This window comes from Bacteroidota bacterium (assembly GCA_016706255.1).
Classification (GTDB): domain Bacteria; phylum Bacteroidota; class Bacteroidia; order Chitinophagales; family BACL12; genus UBA7236.
This window is the reverse complement of record JADJJZ010000029.1, coordinates 812,613-834,511: the sequence shown is the minus strand read 5'-3', so window position 1 is coordinate 834,511 and position 21,899 is coordinate 812,613. Positions and strand designations below refer to the sequence as shown.

The 21,899-nt window shown below is 36.7% G+C and carries 22 protein-coding genes and 2 pseudogenes; 15 read left to right on the top strand and 9 right to left on the bottom strand.

The annotated features are described in order from the left end of the window. Positions 1-92 precede the first annotated feature (92 nt). Positions 93-1,223, top strand: coding sequence for a hypothetical protein (locus IPI65_21555; protein ID MBK7444017.1), 1,131 nt, complete (start codon positions 93-95; stop codon positions 1,221-1,223). Positions 1,224-1,442: 219 nt separating this feature from the next. Here IPI65_21555 and IPI65_21550 read toward each other — a convergent pair whose 3' ends face one another. The 3 genes and pseudogenes from IPI65_21550 to IPI65_21540 form a co-directional block, all read right to left on the bottom strand. Further along, positions 1,443-1,637, bottom strand: a complete 195-nt coding sequence (locus tag IPI65_21550) for a T9SS type A sorting domain-containing protein (protein ID MBK7444016.1) — start codon at positions 1,635-1,637, stop codon at positions 1,443-1,445. Continuing rightward, positions 1,634-2,254: a hypothetical protein gene (locus tag IPI65_21545; protein MBK7444015.1), complete on the bottom strand. Its 621-nt coding sequence runs from the start codon at positions 2,252-2,254 to the stop codon at positions 1,634-1,636. The genes IPI65_21550 and IPI65_21545 overlap by 4 nt, the downstream gene beginning before the upstream one ends. A gap of 198 nt (positions 2,255-2,452) precedes the next feature. Further along, positions 2,453-2,849, bottom strand: a pseudogene (locus IPI65_21540) (DUF3024 domain-containing protein). A gap of 571 nt (positions 2,850-3,420) precedes the next feature. Between IPI65_21540 and IPI65_21535 the strand changes: the two are divergent. The 4 genes from IPI65_21535 (at position 3,421) to IPI65_21520 (ending at position 5,442) form a co-directional block, all read left to right on the top strand. Next, entirely contained in the window at positions 3,421-3,717 is a 297-nt protein-coding gene (locus IPI65_21535; GenBank protein ID MBK7444014.1) for a hypothetical protein, read from the top strand. Positions 3,718-3,914: 197 nt separating this feature from the next. Further along, entirely contained in the window at positions 3,915-4,298 is a 384-nt protein-coding gene (locus tag IPI65_21530) for a T9SS type A sorting domain-containing protein (GenBank protein ID MBK7444013.1), read from the top strand. A 32-nt stretch (positions 4,299-4,330) separates the two neighbouring features. Beyond that, on the top strand, positions 4,331-4,492 hold the full coding sequence (locus tag IPI65_21525; GenBank protein ID MBK7444012.1) for a hypothetical protein: 162 nt from the start codon (positions 4,331-4,333) through the stop codon (positions 4,490-4,492). Positions 4,493-4,590: 98 nt separating this feature from the next. Then, complete coding sequence (locus IPI65_21520; GenBank protein MBK7444011.1) at positions 4,591-5,442, top strand: T9SS type A sorting domain-containing protein; 852 nt, start codon at positions 4,591-4,593, stop codon at positions 5,440-5,442. A gap of 430 nt (positions 5,443-5,872) precedes the next feature. Here the strand turns inward: IPI65_21520 and IPI65_21515 are convergent, their stop codons facing one another. Then, the gene (locus IPI65_21515) at positions 5,873-6,172 is read right to left on the bottom strand and encodes a HigA family addiction module antidote protein (GenBank protein MBK7444010.1); all 300 of its coding nucleotides are present in this window, start codon (positions 6,170-6,172) and stop codon (positions 5,873-5,875) included. Positions 6,173-6,659: 487 nt separating this feature from the next. Between IPI65_21515 and IPI65_21510 the strand changes: the two genes are divergently transcribed. From IPI65_21510 to IPI65_21500, 3 genes and pseudogenes are all read left to right on the top strand, one after another. Continuing rightward, the gene (locus tag IPI65_21510) at positions 6,660-8,363 is read left to right on the top strand and encodes a DUF4331 domain-containing protein (GenBank protein MBK7444009.1); all 1,704 of its coding nucleotides are present in this window, start codon (positions 6,660-6,662) and stop codon (positions 8,361-8,363) included. Positions 8,364-8,426: 63 nt separating this feature from the next. After that, positions 8,427-10,453: pseudogene (locus IPI65_21505) on the top strand (DUF4331 family protein). Then, on the top strand, positions 10,446-10,694 hold the full coding sequence (locus IPI65_21500; protein MBK7444008.1) for a T9SS type A sorting domain-containing protein: 249 nt from the start codon (positions 10,446-10,448) through the stop codon (positions 10,692-10,694). The pseudogene IPI65_21505 and the gene IPI65_21500 overlap by 8 nt, the downstream one beginning before the upstream one ends. Positions 10,695-11,891: 1,197 nt before the next feature. On the opposite strand, the gene IPI65_21495 is transcribed toward IPI65_21500, so the two are convergent. From IPI65_21495 to IPI65_21485, 3 genes are all read right to left on the bottom strand, one after another. Beyond that, positions 11,892-12,659, bottom strand: coding sequence for a T9SS type A sorting domain-containing protein (locus tag IPI65_21495; protein MBK7444007.1), 768 nt, complete (start codon positions 12,657-12,659; stop codon positions 11,892-11,894). Positions 12,660-12,686: 27 nt separating this feature from the next. Beyond that, complete coding sequence (locus IPI65_21490) at positions 12,687-12,914, bottom strand: hypothetical protein (protein ID MBK7444006.1); 228 nt, start codon at positions 12,912-12,914, stop codon at positions 12,687-12,689. Between the two features lie 131 nt (positions 12,915-13,045). Next, positions 13,046-13,285: a hypothetical protein gene (locus IPI65_21485; GenBank protein ID MBK7444005.1), complete on the bottom strand. Its 240-nt coding sequence runs from the start codon at positions 13,283-13,285 to the stop codon at positions 13,046-13,048. Positions 13,286-13,513: 228 nt separating this feature from the next. Here IPI65_21485 and IPI65_21480 point away from each other — a divergent pair, with 228 nt between their 5' ends. The 5 genes from IPI65_21480 (at position 13,514) to IPI65_21460 (ending at position 19,059) form a co-directional block, all read left to right on the top strand. Next, positions 13,514-13,909 carry an Hsp20/alpha crystallin family protein gene (locus tag IPI65_21480; protein ID MBK7444004.1) on the top strand — a complete coding sequence of 132 codons (396 nt, stop codon included), beginning with the start codon at positions 13,514-13,516 and terminating at the stop codon, positions 13,907-13,909. A 245-nt stretch (positions 13,910-14,154) separates the two neighbouring features. Further along, positions 14,155-15,504 (top strand): tetratricopeptide repeat protein, encoded by a 1,350-nt coding sequence (locus IPI65_21475; protein ID MBK7444003.1) that lies wholly within the window; start codon positions 14,155-14,157, stop codon positions 15,502-15,504. Between the two features lie 52 nt (positions 15,505-15,556). Further along, positions 15,557-16,213 (top strand): HupE/UreJ family protein, encoded by a 657-nt coding sequence (locus IPI65_21470; protein MBK7444002.1) that lies wholly within the window; start codon positions 15,557-15,559, stop codon positions 16,211-16,213. Positions 16,214-16,245: 32 nt separating this feature from the next. Beyond that, a complete protein-coding gene (locus tag IPI65_21465) occupies positions 16,246-16,671 on the top strand; it encodes a hypothetical protein (protein MBK7444001.1) in 426 nt (141 codons plus the stop codon). A gap of 108 nt (positions 16,672-16,779) precedes the next feature. Then, positions 16,780-19,059, top strand: a complete 2,280-nt coding sequence (locus IPI65_21460) for a TonB-dependent receptor (protein MBK7444000.1) — start codon at positions 16,780-16,782, stop codon at positions 19,057-19,059. Between the two features lie 8 nt (positions 19,060-19,067). Here IPI65_21460 and IPI65_21455 read toward each other — a convergent pair whose 3' ends face one another. Then, on the bottom strand, positions 19,068-19,406 hold the full coding sequence (locus IPI65_21455) for a DUF4188 domain-containing protein (protein MBK7443999.1): 339 nt from the start codon (positions 19,404-19,406) through the stop codon (positions 19,068-19,070). An 85-nt stretch (positions 19,407-19,491) separates the two neighbouring features. On the opposite strand from IPI65_21455, the gene IPI65_21450 reads away from it, so the two are divergent. Both IPI65_21450 and IPI65_21445 read left to right on the top strand, forming a co-directional pair. Next, on the top strand, positions 19,492-19,800 hold the full coding sequence (locus IPI65_21450) for a hypothetical protein (protein MBK7443998.1): 309 nt from the start codon (positions 19,492-19,494) through the stop codon (positions 19,798-19,800). Between the two features lie 229 nt (positions 19,801-20,029). Further along, complete coding sequence (locus IPI65_21445; GenBank protein ID MBK7443997.1) at positions 20,030-21,058, top strand: MBL fold metallo-hydrolase; 1,029 nt, start codon at positions 20,030-20,032, stop codon at positions 21,056-21,058. Positions 21,059-21,065: 7 nt separating this feature from the next. Here the strand turns inward: IPI65_21445 and IPI65_21440 are convergent, their stop codons facing one another. After that, positions 21,066-21,734: a hypothetical protein gene (locus IPI65_21440; protein MBK7443996.1), complete on the bottom strand. Its 669-nt coding sequence runs from the start codon at positions 21,732-21,734 to the stop codon at positions 21,066-21,068. Positions 21,735-21,899 lie beyond the last annotated feature (165 nt).

Sequence of the window (21,899 nt, the reverse complement as noted above, 5' to 3'; positions counted from 1 at the left end):
TGAAATTATTGTACATGGCATTTTTTAATTTAAATTTGTAAATTGCCATAATATTTTATTAATTATTTTTACCCCATACTCATTTTTACCGTATGAAAATTCGTGTATTTAAAACAATTATTTTACTTACTGTGGCGTCTGCTTTAATACAGGGCAAATGTGCTCAAACCGACGTTATTGATTCTGTATTTGCCGGCGCAATTCCGGCAGGCAAACAATGTTATATAATAGGTGAAGTGCATTTAGATCAGGAACTTCCTGTTCAGGAATCTATAAATATGATAGCACAAACTGCTATTGCTGAGGACAGTTTACGAAAGTTTTTAGTCACAGAAAGAGGTGTTAATCATTTTATGTTGGAATTACCTACCTGCAATGGATATTTTGTGCGGGAATATATAAATACAGGAGATGAAACTTGGATAGCATTTTTTAAAACTAATACTTATATGTATGCCCGCATTAAAAATTTACGGGCACAAAAATTAATTAACAATGCAGTATCAATTACCTGTGTAGATATCAACTATCCTCAAGATGCTGAACGAACTTTATTTGCATTACTTACACTGGCATTTTATGATCATTATAGTGTTGTATATTACCCGCCTTATAATACTGTAGTAGCAAAACCAGTTTCGGCAGACTTGAATATTGCGATATCCATAATGCAAACGGATACCCTAAATATTACACCTGAATTACGGCAATTTTTTACAGAATTAATAATAATTCTTACCCAACAAAGTGCAAATGCCACCATGGTTCATAACTTAATTACCGGTACTTATTCAAATGCCGGATTAATTAAAGCGCTACAAAAGTTTTACGCAACCGGATGGCCTGAAGTCAAACTGATAATGGATGGCTATCTTGCAGGTTTTGAATATAAAACAATCAATTCAAAAATGCTTACCGACAGAGATTCACTGCTTACGAGCACAATTAATGAGATAATTAAGCACACTAAAGGTGATACTTACTGTTTACAATTAGGCGATATTCACAGCCGAACTAATGATGCTCAAAATGATGTGAAAAGTAATTTGGAAAGTAAACTTGGTTTGACAACTTATAGCATCCATTTAATGCCGCAAACATTTGCTACCAGACTCCAAAATATTTATCACCCCGATATGCCATATGATTTTAATTTTACCGGTATTTTTAAATTGCGTATAACCAATTCAGATAATTGTGATATGTTAATTTTAAATCGATAGCTAAGGGATTAAAAATTTTTGAAGCATGAACATCACCCTCGCCTACAAAATCCCTTCCGGCTTTCCACTGCAACAAACCACAAAATTCCTAGCGTAATCAAATCCGGCTGTTCCATTGGTACATCGGTACATCTTCAAATTGCTACATTAGTTTGTTTCCGTTGCAATCTGGGCTAGGAGAACATTAATAAACGCTGATTGAATCAAATTCATCCAAAATTAATTTATACAAATCTGTTTAGTTACAATAAGCTTTTGTGCGCTAAATATTGTTAAAAAATAAATTCCTGATGGTAAATTTTTGGTGTCCAATAAAAATGTGTTAGTAGTTGGATTTATTACTTTTGCTTGTGCTCCATAAGCATTGAAAAGTATAACCTTTGGATTATAAATTAAATTACTGATGGCTATCATTGCTGTTTCAGTGACTGGGTTCGGATAAATTTGCAGTAGTGAATCCTGAGTTTTTCATTAATATCGACTGAAATATTTGGTTTAGTTAATATATCAATTGGTCCGTCAATGGCTATTGAGTGAAGCGAGTCAAGATTAAAAATGGCCTTGAAAATAAATGGTTCACCCACATCCAAAATTGATGCAACATAATTTCCGCTCCATTTAACCCATTCGCAATTTAATTCGGGTGATGGTGTAGAATCCCAAGAAATAGTTCCATTATGCCCTCCTATTATTAGTGTTGTGAAATCTTCAATTGTAATTGGGTTCATATTTAAATACGAAGATACATAAAAGGATACGCGATAATTTGTTAATCCTATAACACCGCCCAGTGTTTTTTCTATTCCGATTGCTTCAAAAGTTATGTTTTCATTTCCGTTTGCTGACATCAGCATTTCTGAGCCCGCATTTGGAAATAATCCAAATGTCTCACCGTCATTCCAGTTTTCGCTATTTAGTTCATAATAAATATTATCACCTGTGACTTCTTCAAAATTGTTGGTTATTGCCTGTCCAGAAAGCTGTTCAATCAGCAAAAGTGCAAACAAGCATAAAAGCAAATGTGTTTTCATGGTTTAGGTTAGAATAATGCAACTTAAATTTAATAAAATTTTTAGTAAGGATATCATGTATTAATTATTGTCACAAAAATAGACATTATAACTTTGTAAATTGTTGAAAATCAATAGTATATATAATTAACATAATTCAAGTAGCTGGTTTACCTTGTCACAATTATTCTCACTATTTTAGAGTAGCTAAGTAATTCCTTATACAAATGGTTTATTATTTTGTAACCTTAGTAATCTACTCGTTCGAATTTCAGCCCTAAAGCAATGATGCTTATCATCTTCAACCAATTGAATAAATTCCGGCAGACTTTCCACTTTTGACTGGGGCGAATAAGGATGCCAATTTGAGTTTGCTCTCATCCAAAATACTTTCCAGCAATTTTTTGCTTTTATAAATGTGGTTTTGGCAAAAGGGTGTTCTTGTATTACTTCAGGTTTATTCCACTGTGGCCTTATTTCAAAATAATAATGCTTTGGTTATCAATTGTATAACCGATATCTAATTTGTCTCTAATATCTTCAGGCGGCCTTATTCTCGATAAAAATTTTCCATTACTTCTATGATTTCCAGGGTTTGTATAGGGGTGATTGGCATTTTTAAAAAAGCTTTGTTTGGGTTTCAATAAATCCTTACCAGGTTCTTATGAAATTCCTCACTCTCCGTATCATTCGTTCTGTCCAGCAGTATTATCAGGTTACTTTTAAACCCTTCAATTTCGGTCCTATTTGGTTTAACCTTTAAAAGAGCTTTGTTGAGCGCCTGTTTTGGTTTGAGCTGGGTCGGGAGCATGGATGGATATGGGTTTTGGGGAGTAAAGATAGGGGATTTGGGTTTCTAATCTAAAATACCACAGATAGAAACTTACATATTATCAGCTAAAGAACAATTAGGTTGCCTGAACGTATGGTATTCAACTTTATCATCCACCGGAAGGGTAATTTAATTATTAAAATCACGAAAGAAATTATCAGCAACTCGGATGCAAAACCCCATCAACATTTTATGTGAAAGTCGCTTAAAAAAACCGGAAAATGCATTACCAGTTAATAAAATTCAACTATCTTTACTTAGTATCAGTGACTTTAAATTGGGTAAGTTATAATGTTTTTCTAATAACCCATTTGTTTTTGGTTTTAATTACAAAATAACAAAATAACCCTTTCGAATGAAAAAACTATCCGGCTTTTTAGTATTAATTTGCTCCTTTTTCGGGCTGCAATCACAAACAAATATATACCATAAATTCCTTACCGAAGGTGCAGAATGGAGTGAACTGTTTATTACCTACACTTTTGAATATGACAGCATAACTTATATTCAACATGAAGGCATATTCGGAGATAGTGTAATTGATGGAAAGTTATATTATAGAATGGGTTCATTTTTGATGAGGAGGATACAATTAATAAAAAGTTTATGCGCAGGAATTAGGTTTAGGATGGCCCGACACACTGCTTTATGATTTTAATTTAAATATTGGCGAATCTGCCGCACATTGCGCAGAGTTTTCAGTTGGAAATTTATTCCCCGATGCGGTGGTTACAAATATCGACTCGGTTTTAATTGGAACCTATAGAAAAAGATGGGAGATAAAGTACTCTCCCCTTATTGAGAATGGTGATTCAATTACTTACTGGATAGAAGGGATAGGAAGCGACAATGGTATATACAACCCTTTTAGCTCATGGTATTGGCCGGATATTAGAAGGCTGGTTTGTTACTCAGAAAATGAAAATGTCTTATATTCTGATCTTGAATTTTGGTATGACTGTTCAGAAGTTTTTTAAAGACACATCGGATCAAATATTTGATAATGCATTTGAAAATTCGATTATTGTAAAACCGAACCCGGCTAACAAGTACCTTCAAATATCATTAGAATCAACCCGCGCACTAAACCACTATGAATTCGCTGTCTTTAACATTGCGAAGCAGCTAGTTTTAAAAGATTCCATTAGCGGTCCTAATTTCACTTTAGATTGCTCTAATTTTCAAGAAGGATTGTATTTTCTTCTCTTATTTGACGGAGACAAAACGTATTAATAAGTTTATTGTAACGCATTAAAACTACATTTATGAAAACCGCTGTTCCACTGCTTACTTTTTTATTTTCTATTTTAATTGCTGGCAAAAGTGAAACTACTTTAGGACAATGCGCTAGCGGAGATTGGCGTATTATAGGTCCTACCGGTATGCCCGGCTATAATATTAGCTGTAAAATCATATTTCCCAAATAAGACCAATTGTTTATTATTTTTAATTACAATAGAACAAAATAACCTTTTCGGATGAAAAAACTATCCGGTTTTTAGTATTAATTTGCTCCTTTTGCGGGTTGCAATCGCAAACAAATGTATACCATAAATTCCTTACCGAAGGTGCAGAATGGAGTGAACTAGTTATTTCTTACTCTTTTGAATATGACAGCATTACTTATATTCAACATGAAGGCATATTTGGAGACACAATAATTGATGGAAAATTATATTATAAAATGGGCTCATTTTTGATGCGTGAGGACACAATTAATAAAAAGGTTTATGCTCAGGAATTAGCTTTTGGATGGCCTGATACACTGCTTTATGATTTTAATTTAAATATTGGCGAATCTGCCGCACATTGTGCAGAGTTCTCTGTAGCTAATTTATTTCCCGATGCGACAGTAACAAACATTGATTCTATTTTCATCGGTAAATACAGAAAACGATGGGAAATAAAATATACCCCATTAGTTGAGGAGGGGGACTCTGTTACTTACTGGATTGAAGGCATTGGAAGTGATAACGGCATATTTACCCCTTATGGTTCATGGTATTGGCCGGATATTAGGAGATTAATTTGTTATAAAGAAAATGATAGTGTATTGTTTTCTGACCTACAGTTTTATTATGATTGCGATGGTATTTTTGAAGACACGAGTATAAATATTTTTGAAAATATTATTGAACCAACATTTGTTATTCAACCAAACCCAGCCGACAAGCTTACGCAAATCATTTTGCCAAATGAAAGTAACGTGATTAAACAATTGGCAGTTTTCAATGTACGAAATCAGCTTGTTTTTGAAGGTAAATTTATTGAAGATGAATTTAATATGAATTGCAGCGGCGTTTATCCCGGAATTTATTTTATTGTAATTACAGAAGGCCAAAAAAAATACTATAACAAACTTGTTGTAACACATTAAATTTTATATTTGAATATTAGGCTGAATACTGCTACTATATGATATTTAGTAATTTCCGTTGTAACAGATAGTTTCGGGTAATATTTACAAAAAAAATCAGTATTTTCACTAACAGTATTTTGAGATTTTACAAAGCGTATAATATCTGCATGCCTGTTGTTTTTTATTTTAGAACCGAGCACTTCTCCCATTGAAAAAATGGAATATGTGTATGTTTTGGAAAAATGTCTTTACAATATTTAGCTACATTTTTGGCTCTTTTTTCTGAAAGCTTTAAGTTAGATTTGATATTCCCAACCAAGTCGGCTACTTCACTTCAGCGCAAGCACTTTGGGTCTTCGATAGCAGTATCAATTTCGTTTACTTCGTACCACGAAATGTCAGTTGACTAAATTGAATTACTGTAATTTAAGAGTTTCACTATATATTTTCACGCAGCCTTCCCATCAAACCGCTTAATCCTTTTAATCATCTTCTCCTTCTCCCTCAACTCATTTTCAATGTCAAAATCATTTTGTAGCCCCAACCAAAATTTTGCCGAGTTGCCGAAAAATTTGGAGAGGCGCAATGCAGTGTCGGCTGTAATTCTACGATTGCCTTTTATAATTTCAGAAATGCGTGTTTGCGGTATGGCAATTTCTTTCGAAAGTCGGTAAGCAGATATTTCTAGAGGAATTAAAAATTTCTCTGATAAGATTTTTCCAGGGTGAATATTTTTTAAGCGTTTCATTTTCTGTGAGTTTGTCATATAATGAAATTTGCATACTAACGTTTAACGTTACTAATGCTAAAGGTAAGTATAATTTTTTTTCAGCCTCAAACTTTATTTATGGCTTTATTTCATAATTCCGACGAGAATGCATCTTATATACCAGCATTTTGGAAAGTTATTAATGGTCCGAGTGGTGCCTTTTGAAGCGACTTAGTAACAGTGTTCTGCTTCAGCCGCGTTAGGGGTTGTAGCGGAAACCCCGCAGACCGAGGAACGAGGGCGAGGAGTTGCAGCGGAAAACCCGGGGCGCGCACGGTAATTGACATCGGAGGGTGATTGCCAATGCGCGCCAACGCCCAAATCAAAAATACTTTTAAGGTTTTCCAATCCAACCACCCATTCCCCTCGTATATCAGCGAAATAAATTTTCTAACCTTAAATGTATTCTATGAAAAAATTGCTCACCCAACCAATTAGAAGGTTGCAGCATGTAGCGATAAACTGCATGTTCATTGCCTCAGGGTTGATGGCTACGCAGGTTATGGCATCGAGCCACAGAGAGGCTCCGCTGATTGCCAATGACCCGCTTGCCGACAATACTGACCTTTACGTATTCCGGAGCCCGGATGATCCGAATATGGTTACGATTATTGCCAACTACATTCCGGCTGAAATTCCTTTTGGCGGTCCGAATTACAACCATTTCGGCGAAAATATCCGCTATGAAATTCACATTGATAATAATATTGCCACGCCCGGTGATGATATTATTTATCGCGCAACTTTTACGCGCACAAACGAAGATCCTACTACATTTTTTAGTATTCGTTTAGGTGCTGAAAATTTGAAAACTACGTACATGCTCGAAAAAAGTGTGGACGGTGGTTTAACATTTAATACCATTGTTACTGATGGTGTAGTTCCTGCTATCAACATTGGCGCACGCTCAATTGAAGATGCTGTTGTAGGTTTAGGCGCAGCTTCTTATGATGAACTTATGATGAACGCTGTTGCAACTGCTGTAACAGGAGAAAAAGTATTTTGTGGTCCGGTTGACGATCCGTTTTTTGTTGACCTTGGTGGTATTTTCGATTTAGGAAATGCACCTCGTGCTACAGAAACTCCACGTGATGGTTTAGGACATTTTAATTGTCACACAATTGCCTTACAAATTCCAATCAGCATGTTACAAAAAGATGGTTTATCGGTTGATATGGCTGATGACATTTTAGATGGTGATTTTGTGATTGGTGTTTGGGCAAGTGCTAGTCGCCGTGCAATTCGCACATTAAATGGCGATGGTACTGAAAGTGCTTCAGGCGATTGGATTCAGGTTTCCCGTTTAGGTATGCCTTTAACCAATGAAGCTGTGATACCACTGGGCGAAAAAGATTATTGGAATTCATTATCTCCTTACGCTGAAGATGCTGCACATTTTGAATTTTTCTACAATCCTGAATTGGCATTGTATATGGATGATGCATTGTTTGGAACAGCAGTTCCGCAATTTCAAAAATTACGTATTCAAAAAGCAAGTTTAGTTGCTTACAATTTCAGCAATGGTGCTGATGGTTTATACGGATTAAAAGGTTCACCTGCGGTTGCGGGAACTGCATTGGATGATGCAATTTTCGGAACATTATTATTACCTGCTGCAGGCAAACCACGTTCGGTAGATTTATGGCCATTATTTTTTACCGGTGCACCGAATTTAGCGCCTTATCAATTAGCAACAGGCAAAGCAGGTAATCCACTTGCTGCCGGAAAACCTTTCGTAAATAATTTCTTACCAAATGGTGGTGATATGTTACGATTAAATATGGCTGTTCCTGTTACTGATCGTATGAGTCCTTTCTTCAGTTCTGAAGGTTTATTAGCGGCTGCTGTTATTGGTTTAACTGTTGATCCGTTTAATACAACTACTGCATTAGAATTTATTCCAAACATGGATGGTTTCCCTAACGGTCGCCGTTTGGAAGATGATGTTACACGCATCGAATTACAGGCAGTGAGCGGAATTGTTTTAGCTGCAATCGGTTTATGGTACGATGATTATGATGCTGCAACAGGCGAATCACCGGTTACCCGCGATATGCGTGATGTAATTAATTACACAACACGTGTTGAACATAACGATGCACCATTCCAAACAACTTTCCCTTATGTTGCTGCTCCATGGAGAGGAACTGAAGTTGACTTTGAATATTAATTCCAATCATCATCAAAACAAATACAATGAAAATAAATTTAATATATTTAAAGAAAAGTTGATATGCTACTCATCGCTGCGATGATGCTGGTACCTGCTTTTCAAGCGTCGGCTTCCAGTCACCGTGAAGCACCGCTTATAGCCGATGATCCATTGGCTGATAACACGGATTTATATGCGTTCCGCAGTCCGGACAATCCGGAAATGGTTACGATAATTGCAAATTATATTCCACTGCAATTACCTCACGGCGGACCAAATTATTATACGTTCGGAGAAAACATTCGTTATGAAATTCACATTGATAATAATATTGCTACATTAGGTGATGATATTATTTACCGATTTACTTTCAGCAGAACGGATGAAGATCCAACTACATTTTTTAATATTCGTTTAGGTGCTCAAAATATTAAAATGACTTACACCTGCGAAAGAAGTACTGATGGTGGTGCATCATTTTCTACCATAATTAGTGGTGGTTCAGTTCCGCCTCCATTTATCGGCCCACGTTCAATTAACAGTGGTGTTGGTTTAGGAACTTCTTATCAAACATTAATTAATAATGCAATTACACCAATGCCAGGCGGTGGAAATGTTTACGCCGGTCCTGCTGATGATCCGTTTTTTGTGGATTTAGGTGGTGTATTTGATTTAGGTGATATGCCACGCATGGGTGGTGAAAGTCACGATGGCGTTGCATGTATGAACGTGCACGTTATTGCATTACAAATTCCAATTGCACAATTACAAAAAGATGGTTTAACAGCAGCTATGGCTGATGATATTTTAGACGGTGATTTTGTAATTGGTGTATGGGCAAGTGCAAGTCGTCAGGCTGTGCGCACATTAAATGGCGATGGAACAGAATCATCAAGTGGTGACTGGATTCAAGTAAGCCGTTTAGGTATGCCTTTAACTAACGAAGCAGTTATTCCAATTGGAGAAAAGATTATTGGAATTCATTATCTCCTTATGCAGAAGATGCAGCACATTTTGAATATTTCTACAATCCTGAATTAGGTTTATATATGGATGATGATTTATTTGGTGGTGCAGTACCTGCGTTAGCTCCTTTGCGTATTCAAAAAGCAAGTTTAGGTGCTTATGATTTTACAAATGGTGCTGATGGTTTATACGGATTAAAAGGTTCACCTGCCGTTGCGGGAACTGCATTAGATGATGCAATTTTCGGAACATTATTATTACCTGCTGCAGGCAAACCGCGTTCAGTGGATTTATGGCCGATATTTTTTACAGGTGCACCAAATTTAGCACCATATCAATTAGCTACAGGTAAAGGTGGAAATCCACTTGCTGCCGGTAAACCATTTATTAATAACTTTTTACCGAATGGTGGTGATATGTTACGCTTAAATATGGCTGTTCCTACAACACCAAGAAATGATCCTAGTTTCAGTTCATTAGGTTTAGTGCAGGCAGCAGTGCTAGGATTAACTGATCCTACTTATGCAGCAACTGCAGATTTACAATGGATTCCGAACATGGATGGTTTCCCTAACGGTCGCCGTTTGGAAGATGATGTTACACGTATCGAATTACAAGCTGTGAGTGGTATTGTTTTAGCAGCTATTGGTTTGTGGTATGATGATTATGATCCATTAGTTGATCCTAGTCCGGTTACAACAGATTTATTAGATGTATTAACTTACACAACAGGTGTTGAAGCAAATGATACTACATTTAAAACTAAGTTCCCTTACGTGCAAAAACCATGGAGTGGTGCAGGTAAATGTTCAGGCTTACCGGTAGATTATTTAGCAGAAACAGATTGTAGTGTTCCAACAGATTTAGCTGCGGCTACTGTTGATGCAACTACAGTTTATTTAAGCTGGAGTGCTGAGGAAGCAACTACTTATCGCGTTGATTATCGTGTTGTAGGTGTTGGTCCTGTAATGAAAATGCCTTCTGTTGCTAATTTCACAACAATATATGGTTTAACACCATGCACAAATTACGAATTTAGAGTTACTGTAAAATGTGTGAATGCTGGTGAAAATTATACAACTGAATGGGTTCCATTTAGCACACCATGCAGAATGGGGCATTTCAACAGCAAATATGCTTGAAGTATATCCTAATCCTGCAAGTGATAAAATACAATTAAATTATTTCACTAGTGAAGCAGGTGCTGTTTCAATTAATGTGGTTGATGTTACAGGTAAAGTTTATATTACCAAAACAGCAACAGCAGTTAATGGAAATAATACGTTCACTATCGGACTTGATGCACTCGAAAGTGGTGTATACTTTGTTCAGATTAAAAATGGTGAAAAACAGGTTATCGATAAATTTATCGTAACCAAATAAAAGGTGCTTGTATGTTTGTTTATATTAAGAGGGGGTTCGAAAGAGCCCCCTTTTTACCAATGTGCGAATGTACCGATGTACCAATGGAACAGCCGAATAATGTGCTGATATGTTGATGTGCTGATTAATAGCCGGAAGATGTACCAATGGAACATATGACTAATGTGCTAATTAACAGCCGGAAGATGTACCAATTTGTTAATGTACCGATACCAATGGAACAGCCGAATAATGTGCTAATATGTTGATGTGCTAATGCTGCTAATTAACAGCCGGAAGATGTACCAATTTGTTAATGTACCGATGTGCCAATGGAACAGCCATTTAATGTGCTGATGTGCTAATGGGATGATGATGATGCTAATTGAACAGCCGGATAATGTGCTGATAAGATAATTTGTATCCTGTAACCGAAATTTATGTAATAATTAAATAACCAAAAATGCGCTGAATTTTTTAATGATCTTATTTTCAATAACATGAAAAATAAATCATAAACCCAGCTCTGTAAGAGCGAAAGAATGGTAGAAAAAATCCTCCCACACCTCCCATCAGCCCTGTAGGGGCGACAGAATTAATGTGCTAATGTGCTGATGAGTTGATGTGTCCGCCGCGGCGGATGCTGATTAACAGCCGGATGATGTACCAATTTGTTAATTTACCGATACCCAATGGAACAGCCGAATAATGTGCTGATATGTTGATGTGCTGATAAACAGCCGGAAGATGTACCAATTTGCAAATGTACCAATGGAACAGCCGATTTTGAGTATATATTTTATTTGGTGCTTCGGTAGGGAATAATATAAATTAATTATTATTTTGATTGTTGAATATTGTAAAAATGGAAACAATTAAATTGAAGATTTGCAAATTATTTTTTTAACCACGGAGGCCTCGGAGCAACAGCACACAGAGGGCGCGGAGGGTTAGAAGTTGGGATTTATTTTATAATTAATGTTGCACATTTCTTGTCTTAATGTTGAGTGTAGAAAAAATTTCTCTGTGTTTCCCTGCGTGAATTTCCTTTGTGCCTCCAATAGCTATCGGGGTTTCGGTTAAACATAATAAGTATGTTTTTTTGGAATACAAATAATGATGAATATAGAAACAGATTTAACGGGTTTGAACGGATTTAATCTGTCTTTATCCGTTAAATCTGTTTAATTTGTGCCTGCCTGCCGTGGTAGGTTGCTTTTAAAAAACTAGTACTGTAGATATCTCAGATCCGCACTTAATTAAATATAAACCGGGTATTTTTTGGGAGATATGAATTTGGGTTTGGGTGGAGGTGATGGTTTGAGATAATATTGTTTGTCCGAGGGGATTAATTACTTCGAGTTTTAAATCATTTTGTAAATCAGCGGCATCAACAGTAATATTAAAATTACCGGAATTTGGGTTGGGGGAGATGGTAATATTGTTTTTAGTGATATCATTAACGGCTTCAATTATTTCTTCTCCGTAACGGAAGATGACACCGGTATTATTTGCTCCGCCGTAGTTAGTCATCCCAAATAAAGCACCGTTTACTTTAATTAAACTACCAAATGGAAGTGAACCGTTATCGCCATCAAAATCAATTAAATGTGTAAAATTACTACCATCATTATCTATCTGAAAAGCAAATCCATTATTATCAGGGCCACCAAGTTCTGTCATACCATAAATTGTTGTTCCATCGATAATTAACGAGCCAAGCGGTTGGGCTCCGGTAGTAAGGTCAAAATCGTATAATTTTTCATAACCGGTTCCATCGGTTAATATTTTAAAAATAGTTCCATAATTATATTCGCCGCCGATATTTGTCATTCCGTATAAATAAGTTCCGTCATAAACCAGGCTTCCATAAGGGAGGGAACCATTTGGGTCATCTTGCATGTCCATTAATTTTTGGTAAGATGTTCCATCTTTTTTCACTTTAAATGCAGTGCCTTGATTTAATAATCCGCCATAGGTTGTCATGCCAAATAAAAATGTACCATCAGAAATTTAAGCACCATAAGGTCCTGTTCCGGATGTAGGTCCGTCGAAGCTAAAAATATTTGTAAAATCAGAGCCATCGGTTTTTAACCTGTAAATAAATCCTTTCGAAAAAGCACCACCGGAGGGTGACATACCGAATAAATATTCACCATCGTAAAATAATTTTCCTTCGGGAAAGCTGCCACCTTCTTCACCGGGGAAATCGTAAATTTTAACAAAATCGGAGCCATCCATTTTAATTTTATAAATGCCTCCAAAGCCATAAGCGGCTTGATATTTTGTTATGCCGTATAAATAAGTACCATCAGAAACTAGTCCGCTTTGTCCGACTGCACCCGTTATGGTATCCTGAAAATCAAGCAGTTTTACAAAATCGGAGCCATCTGTTTTAATTTTAAATATGGTGCCATCATTATATAATCCCCAATTTGTGGTAGTGCCATATAAATATCCATCTGCAAAATAAATTCAGCAAAATAAGGATATGCGCCTGTTTCAATCGTTCCAAAATCCATGAGTTTAGAATATTGCGCTTGCGCAAAAATGGAATTAAAATAATGAGTGTAAATAATTTCAGTTTCATAATAAGTTGTTTTTAAAATCACGAACTACAAAGTACCGGAAAATACATGGGCGTTGAAATACCGCAATAGGGTGAGGGAAAGGAACCTGCCAGGGCAGGCAGGCACAAATCGGACGGATTTAACGGATAAAAACGGATTAAATCTGTGCAAAATTGTTAGATCCGTCTAGTACTTGCTTCTTTTTAAAAAACAATATCTAAACACTTCAAACGACTATACTAATATTATATAACCAAAAAAGGTTTAATTATGTATCAAACGCAAACATGTGCCGCAAAAGGCAACAGAGGAGGCAACGAACGGCAGTTGCTTTACCGGTCAATGGAAAGAGCCGCAGTAAACATTTACACCACGGAGAACAGCTATGAGATGCTGGTATTTGCTCCGGGTAGAATTCGCGAACATTTCAGCGTGGAGCTGGAGGGTGGACAATTAACCGTAGGTTACCGTCCCCCTGAAGGATTTCCTCGTCCGGAATGGGTGCGCAGGGAATATAGTCGCGGCGGATTTTCGCGGACTTTTACCTTAGGTGCAACCATTGATGCTTCTGCAATTTCAGCGAAGTATGAAGATGGTGTTTTGCACATCCACCTGCCTTTGTTAAAAGGTGAGGCGATGCCAAAACAAAAAATTAATGTGGTGTAATCGACATTAATTAACGCAAACGGCAATCTGAAAAGGTTGCCGTTTTTTTTGTGTTGTATTGAAATTTCAATGTAATAGGCTACACCTTTCGATTCATGAAATTTTTTCTGTTTGTAGGGGTGAATTGCATCCACCTCTACAAACAGAAAAAGCGCTGTTTTAGGAACAATTTCCGAGCAAAAAATAAATCCATCCTTAAAAATCCAAACCCTGCCTATCCTCGTATATCTCCCAAAACAAACAACATGCAAAAGCAAATCTTTACCTTACTATTCGTTGCAGCCACACTGTTTACAAGCCAGAGTTGCTCCAATATGAGTGGAAAAAATACCGAAACTTCAATGAATTCGGCTATTCCGGCACTTCTCGATAATCCGCTTACATCAGGAAAAGTGGAAGAATGGGAAGAATTACTCACCAATTATGATAAAGCTGTTGCCGGCCTCCAAAAAAATCCGGATGCGCTGGATCAGTATATTGTTTTGGCTCAGGTATTTATAACGGAAGCTCGTTTAACCGGTAATAACAGCTACTACAATCAGGCTGCAGTAAAAATGTTAGATAATATTTTAAGCAGCGAGAAAAAAGATAAAGACCTAGAATTTCAGGCATTAACATTAAAATCAGGCGTTTTACTTTCAATGCATCAGTTTGAAGATGCATTAACTGCTGCCAATGCTGCGTATGCCATTAGTAATCATAATGCACAATTATTAGGTGCTTTGGTTGATGCCAATGTTGAACTCGGCAATTATGCTAAAGCAGTTGAATATTGTGATATGATGATGCAATTGCGTCCTGATATTCGTTCATACTCCCGCGTATCTTATTTACGTCAGATTTACGGCGATAATGCCGGTGCTATTGATGCCATGAAAATGGCCGTGGAAAGCGGATTACCGGGAGCTGAATCTACCGAATGGGCGAGAGTAATTCTAGGTGATTTATTATTGATGAACGGCGATTTAAAAAATGCCGAAATATGTTACTCAACTGCTGATGGTTTACGCGAAAATTATGCGTATGCAAAAGCCGGTATGGGCAGATTAGAAAAAGCGAAAAAAAATTACGATGCTGCTATTCAATATACTGAAGCTGCAATTACCATTATGAGCGATGTAAGTTTTGTAAATCAGCTTGCAGACATCTATGCATTAAAAGGTAATACTGAAAAAGCTGCTGAAATTCGTGATGATGTTTTGGATATTTTAAAAGATGGTGAAAAAGAACAAAATAAATCGGATGTAGCCATTAAACATAATGGTGCTCGTGAATTAGCATATGCTTATATGCAAAATGATAAATTAGAAGATGCTTATACTTTTGCTAAAAAAGATATCAGCACTCGCCCCGAAAATATTGATGCAAATGAATTAGCTGCCTGGATTGCCTATTTATCAGGCGATTATTCAGCAGCAAAAACATACGCTGATAATATGCTGAAAACAAAAGTAAAAAATCCTGCAACGTTATATAAAGCAGGCATGATTTACAAACAATCAGGTAACGGCGCAATGGCTGAAACACTGATGCAGGAGGCTGTTGCATTGAATCCAAATGTTGCTGCGCAGATAAATACTCTTATTTCTAAGTAATATATCCAACCGGACCGGTCTGCAATGGCCGGTCTTTTTAAATTATTTACTGATGAAAAAAATAATTTTCCCACTTGCTATTTTATTACTGGCAACTTTTCCTGCTGCGGCGCATACCATAAATTATACTTTAGATAAAATGGATGATGGTGAAGTGTTTGGCAAATATTTAATTGCCGGATTTCAACATATTATTCCGCTCGGTTTAGATCATATTCTTTTTATACTTTGTGTGTTTTTTTTAAATACAAATCTGAAAAAAATAATTCTGCAGGCAAGTATGTTTACGCTTGCACATACTATAACACTGGGTTTAAGCATGTATGGTATAATTAATCCGCCGGGTGCTATCATTGAACCAATTATTGCATTGAGCATCGTATTTCTTGCCATAGAAAATGTATATTCCGATAAAGTAAAACCATGGCGACTGGTGATGGTATTTATTTTTGGTTTGGTGCATGGAATGGGCTTTGCAGGTGCATTAAGTGATTTGGGTATGCCCGATTATGCATTTGCCACAGCCCTAATCAGCTTTAATGTTGGTGTTGAACTTGGACAAATGGCCATCATTCTTACCATGTATTTTTTGGTTAGCCGACGATTCAGCAGTATGAACTGGTATCGCAGCAAACTGGTAATTCCTGTTTGTCTGGTCATAGCCGTTATTGCCGGATACTGGACTATTGAGCGCATCATGACCGTATAAATCTAAAAACAAATTGAATTCGTAAATTGAATATGCCTAAAGCAAATACATATCAGCAAAAACTGGAATCAACATCGATATTGTTGTTGCTGATCGTATTTTTTTCGCTTATACGGCCGATTATGCCATTTATTACCGATGGTATTGCCCATCATTTTTATTCGGAGCAACATCAGCAATTACACCAACTGGGCATGAATCACCTTGATAAAGATTTAAAAGCTGCGAATGAAGATGATAAAAATAGCGGCGCTGAAAAAAAATCATTAACAGAACAGGTATTAATCGGTTTTACCGCTGTTTTACAATTAGCAGAACCGGAAAGTAATTTATATTCGCTTCAGCTTGAAGCATTCGATTTTATAAAAAATAATTTCAAAATTTCGACCATTGAACCGCCGGATGCAGACTTGGATGTCTGCCCGAACCTTGATATACAAGCTATTTCAATCGTTTAATGGTTAGAAAATTAAAGGCAGACATTCTTCTGGTTATTTATAATGTGGAGCTGCAGCGTGGCTGCGTTGCAGCTTTTTTATTGCCTTTACTTTTTAAATTTTGAAAACATGTTACCTACTTATTGTAAAAAATACAATTACTTATTTGTATTCATATTACTATTTACTTCACAACACATTTATGGTCATAATGGCACCATTCACGGCAGTGTTGCAGATAGTATAAATAATCAACCGCTGAGTGGTGTGGTAGTTCAATTGATTGAAACCAATACCATTACTGAAACCAATAATTTCGGCGTTTTTACATTTTCCAATTTACCAAAAGGTGTTTATCATATTGAAATAAATAATCTTGGGTACGAAAATGCATATTTAAATGCAAATGTTGATGATGTTGCAACTACACAATTAACCGTGTTATTAAAACAGGCTCCCATATCATTGGAAAGTGTTACGATTCAAAGTAATCGTACGCATGAACAGAACACCATTTCAGCCATTGATATCAAACTGCGGCCAATTGAAAGTGCACAGGATTTATTGCGTTTGGTGCCGGGTTTGTTTATTGCGCAACATGCAGGCGGTGGTAAAGCGGAGCAAATATTTTTACGCGGATTTGATATTGACCATGGTACAGATATTAGTGTGAATGTTGACGGTATGCCTGTGAATATGGTAAGTCATGCGCACGGACAAGGTTACGCGGATTTACATTTTGTAATTCCCGAAACCATTCAGTCGTTTGATTTTTTAAAAGGTCCCTACAGCGCTCAATATGCAGATTTTGCCACTGCAGGTTCTATTAATTTTAATACTGCCGATTATATTGATCATAATTTAATTAAACTCAGTGCCGGTCAATTTAATACGCTGCGCACATTATTGATGCTGCAGATACCTTTTTTGAATACAGTTGGTAAAACACAATCTGCCTACATTGCTGGAGAATACCATGTTTCAGATGGCCCGTTTGAAAGTCCGCAGAATTTTAACCGTGCCAATATTTTTGCTAAATACCGGTCATTAATAAATGATAATACCATTTTAAGTTTCTCAGCATCAACATTTAGCAGCCGCTGGAATGCTTCAGGACAAATACCGCAGCGTGCAATTGATTCAGGTTTAATTGACAGATTTGGTGCAATAGATGATAAAGAAGGTGGATCAACCGGTCGTTCCAATTTGAATTTAGAAATAACAAAAATGCTAAATAGCAGAAATACATTTACCAATCAAATTTATTTCACGGATTATCGGTTTGAATTATATTCCAATTTTACTTTTTTTCTTGAAGATAGTATTAACGGTGATATGATTAAACAAAAAGAACATCGTAAATTATATGGTTACAAGAGTACTTTCACCAACCAAAATTATTTATTAGGTAAACCTTTTACATCCACTGCCGGCTTGGGTTTGCGGTATGATGCAATTAAAGACGATGAATTGTCGCATGTTGCGGAACGTGATATATTATTAAATTATCTTGCACTTGGCAATGTGTTTCAAACAAATGGACATGCTTATGTAAGTTCAACCATTGAACTCAATCCGCAATTTCAAATGAATGCCATTGTTAGATATGACCTATTTAATTTTGCCTATGATAATGCGTTGGATAGCAGTTATCTGTATCAACAGGTACGCGATGGAATTTTAACCTATAAATTAAATTTCGACTACGCATTAAATCAAAATACACTTATTTATTTATATGCAGGCAAAGGTTTTCACAGCAATGATTCCAGAGTTGTTGTTGCACAGAATGCATTACAAACTTTACCTGCTGCTTATGGCTCTGATTTAGGTTTACGTTTTAAACCTTTTAATAATCTTATTTTAAATCCTGCTGTTTGGGTGTTATACCTTGAACAAGAATTTGTATATGTTGGTGATGCTGCGGTTGTTGAAGCAAGTGGTAAAACCTTGCGCAAAGGATTAGATTTATCTGCCCGCTGGGAATTAACAAAATGGTTGTTTTTAGATGCCGATATTAATTACACTTTTGCTGAAGCATTAGGAGAACCTGAGGATGCGAATTACATTCCGTTGGCAGCAAATTTTACGTCAATTGGTGGTTTAAATATCCGCACACAAACCGGCTGGAGCGGCAGTTTCAGGTATCGCTACATGGGTGACCGTCCCGCAAATGAAACAGGTTCTGTAATTGCCGAAGGTTATATGGTTAACGATCTTATTGTAAATTATACAATATCTAATTTCGAATTCGGAATAGAAATTCAAAATTTATTTAATGTTGAATGGAATGAAGCGCAGTTTGATACGGAATCGAGGTTGCAGGGAGAAATTGAGCCGGTAAGTGAATTACATTTTACACCGGGTGTGCCTTTCTTTTTGAAGGTGGGTTTCGGGATGAAATTTTAATTATGTAATTAGAATTGTAACACTTTTCCGTGTTCGTGGATTAATTTTTTAGCTGTCGCCCAATCCGGAAAAGTTTCAAATTCATAGGTATATGTGGAAAGGGTTTTGGCAAGTGATTTAGAACTTTTCATTGCATTGAGGTGTGCACCGGAACGTGCAAACTGGTGCATACTTTCATGATTTTTCCATGCGCTGAGGGTGTAATGATTGTTCCAGAAGCCGGTGTTTTTCATTTTGAGGAATCCAGGGGTAGACTGGGCCTGTTTCTGGACTTGGTAGCCGAACATGGATAGGCGGAAAAAAAGTGCAGGGTTGCGAAGGCGAATATGTGTAACTGTAATGAGCATGGTGAATGTTTTGTGTGCTAAAAATATATACAAAATGCGAAATAATTGGAAGCGGAGGTTTTTTTCGCGCAACGGTTTTTTATAGATGGTGTTTTTTTCGCGCGAAGAACGCGAAGGGCAAAGGGCGCTAAGGGTATTGTTTTGGATGGTGTGTTTTTTGGGTGATGTGTTTTTTTGGACGGTGTTTTTTTCGCGCGAAGAACGCAAAGGGCAAAGGGCGGGAAGGGAATTGTTTTGGATGGTGTGTTTTTTAGATGATGTGTTTTTGGATGGTGTGTTTTTTTCGCGCGAAGAACGCAAAGGGCAAAGGGCGCGAAGGGAAAGGTGTTGGATGGTGTGTTTTTTAGAGGATGTGTTTTTGGATGGTATGTTTTTTTCGCGCGAAGAACGCTAAGGGCAAAGGGCGGGAAGGGAATTGTTTTGGATGGTGTGTTTTTTAGATGATGTGTTTTTGGATGGTGTGTTTTTTTCGCGCGAAGAACGCTAAGGGCAAAGGGCGCGAAGGGAAATGTGTTGGATGGTGTGTTTTTTAGAGGATGTGTTTTTGGGTGGTGTGTTTTTGATTTGATGGCGTATTTTGATTTGAGCTACAATATTTTGAATGCTTGTTCGTCAATGCTGCTATGATTGAGGCTTTAGGGAAATTACCGAGCGGTTCCGGGTTGGAGCGGATAAAGGGTAAGGCAAATTATACTGCAAAAGGATTTGTGAATTTATCGCATACACCGATGATGGCGGAAGATACTTCGTATTTTAAGGTGTTTAGGGATATGTTGAACAGACCGAAGACTTCTGCACCGCCGCGGGTTATACCTTCTGTAAAAACAAATTTATCGCAATTGCCGGATAGTGAGCCTGTTTTGGTGTGGTTTGGACATTCGTCGTATTTATTGCGTTTTAATCAGGTAAATATTTTAATTGATCCGGTTTTTAGTGGCAATGCGTCGCCATTTTCATTTATGGTAAATGCATTTGATGGAAGTAATGTATATAGTGTCGATGATATGCCAGAAATTGACATTTTAGTAATTACCCATGATCATTATGATCATCTCGATTATAAAACAATAAAATTATTGCGCAATAAAGTAAAATCAGTTGTTTGTTCAATTGGTGTTGCACCGCATTTAATTTATTGGGGTTATCCGAAAGAAAAAATTACGGAATTATATTGGGGAGAATCTGCATCGGTGAGTGGATTAAAATTTACTGCTGCCAGTGCACGACATTTTTCGGGTAGAAGTATAGTAAGAAACAGAAGTTTATGGAGTTCATTTATTGTTCAATCTGCTCAGCATCAAATTTACATTGGTGGTGATTCGGGATACGATGCACACTTTAAAACAATTGGTGAACAATTTGGTGGTTTTGATTTAGCTATTTTAGAATGTGGTCAGTATAACAATGCGTGGAAATATATTCACATGACACCTGAAGAAACCGTTCAGGCTTCAATTGATTTACAGGCAAAAGTGCTGATGCCGGTGCATTGGGGGAAATTTTCACTTGCATTACACCCGTGGGATGAACCGATAGAAAGAGCACATGCGCATGCAGAAAAGTTACAGGTTAAAATCACTTCACCAAAAATAGGAGAGGTGTTGCAACTAAACCGTTATATGCCTGCAGAAAAATGGTGGCGAAATATTTAATCAAATATTATTCTACTAGTTTAAAAGTCATTTCATTTGCGCCTGTGCCAACCGTAAAATAAATAAGTCCTTTATTTAACGAATATACTCTTCGTGTTGTGGTATTGATGGAAGTATCCGGTCTGCCATCCAAAAAATTAATATGTGAAATTTCGTTGGAAATGATTTCCAGTGTTTTATCATCTGCTGCTAATTCAGGTCCATTTTCAATTAATTGAGCGCGAATAGATGCTTCAATTTGCATTGTAATTGCGGAATCAGAAATTGAATTAAAATCGATTAAAAATTTTCCAATTTTGTAAAAAATATTTTGTTGCTGTGTAGTATCCATTTTTCCAATTATTTCGATCACACGGTCTTTACCGATTTGTTCGAAATAACTTTGTTTTATCAGTTGGACATTATTACCGGCGAAATAACGTTCAATACCTGAGTTAATTGGCAAAGAATCAGCATTTAACCAATATGTCGTGAATTGCCATGTGGTATCGTTTAATTTCGTGTTAGTTTGTTGAAGCCAAACTCTGGTAACAGAGGTGTCGCTTGTGACAGTAAATTCACGATAGCCGCTTACGGGAACGCCTGATTTAATGAAATCGTATATATGTAGTTGCTCGGCCTTTTTAGTGCACGCAGTAAGTAAGGAAATTAGTAAAAGCAGTGATATTAATTTCATGCTGCCAAAACTACTGAAAAGCTGTCAATTCAGGCATAATTTTGTTTGCCTAAGATTAGACCATTTCTAAACTTTCGCTGGAATGCCCAACGCCATTGGCTTTCAAAGAGTTAGGAAAAATAAATTACGCATTTGCCCCCTTTTTTTGTATCTTTGATATGCCAT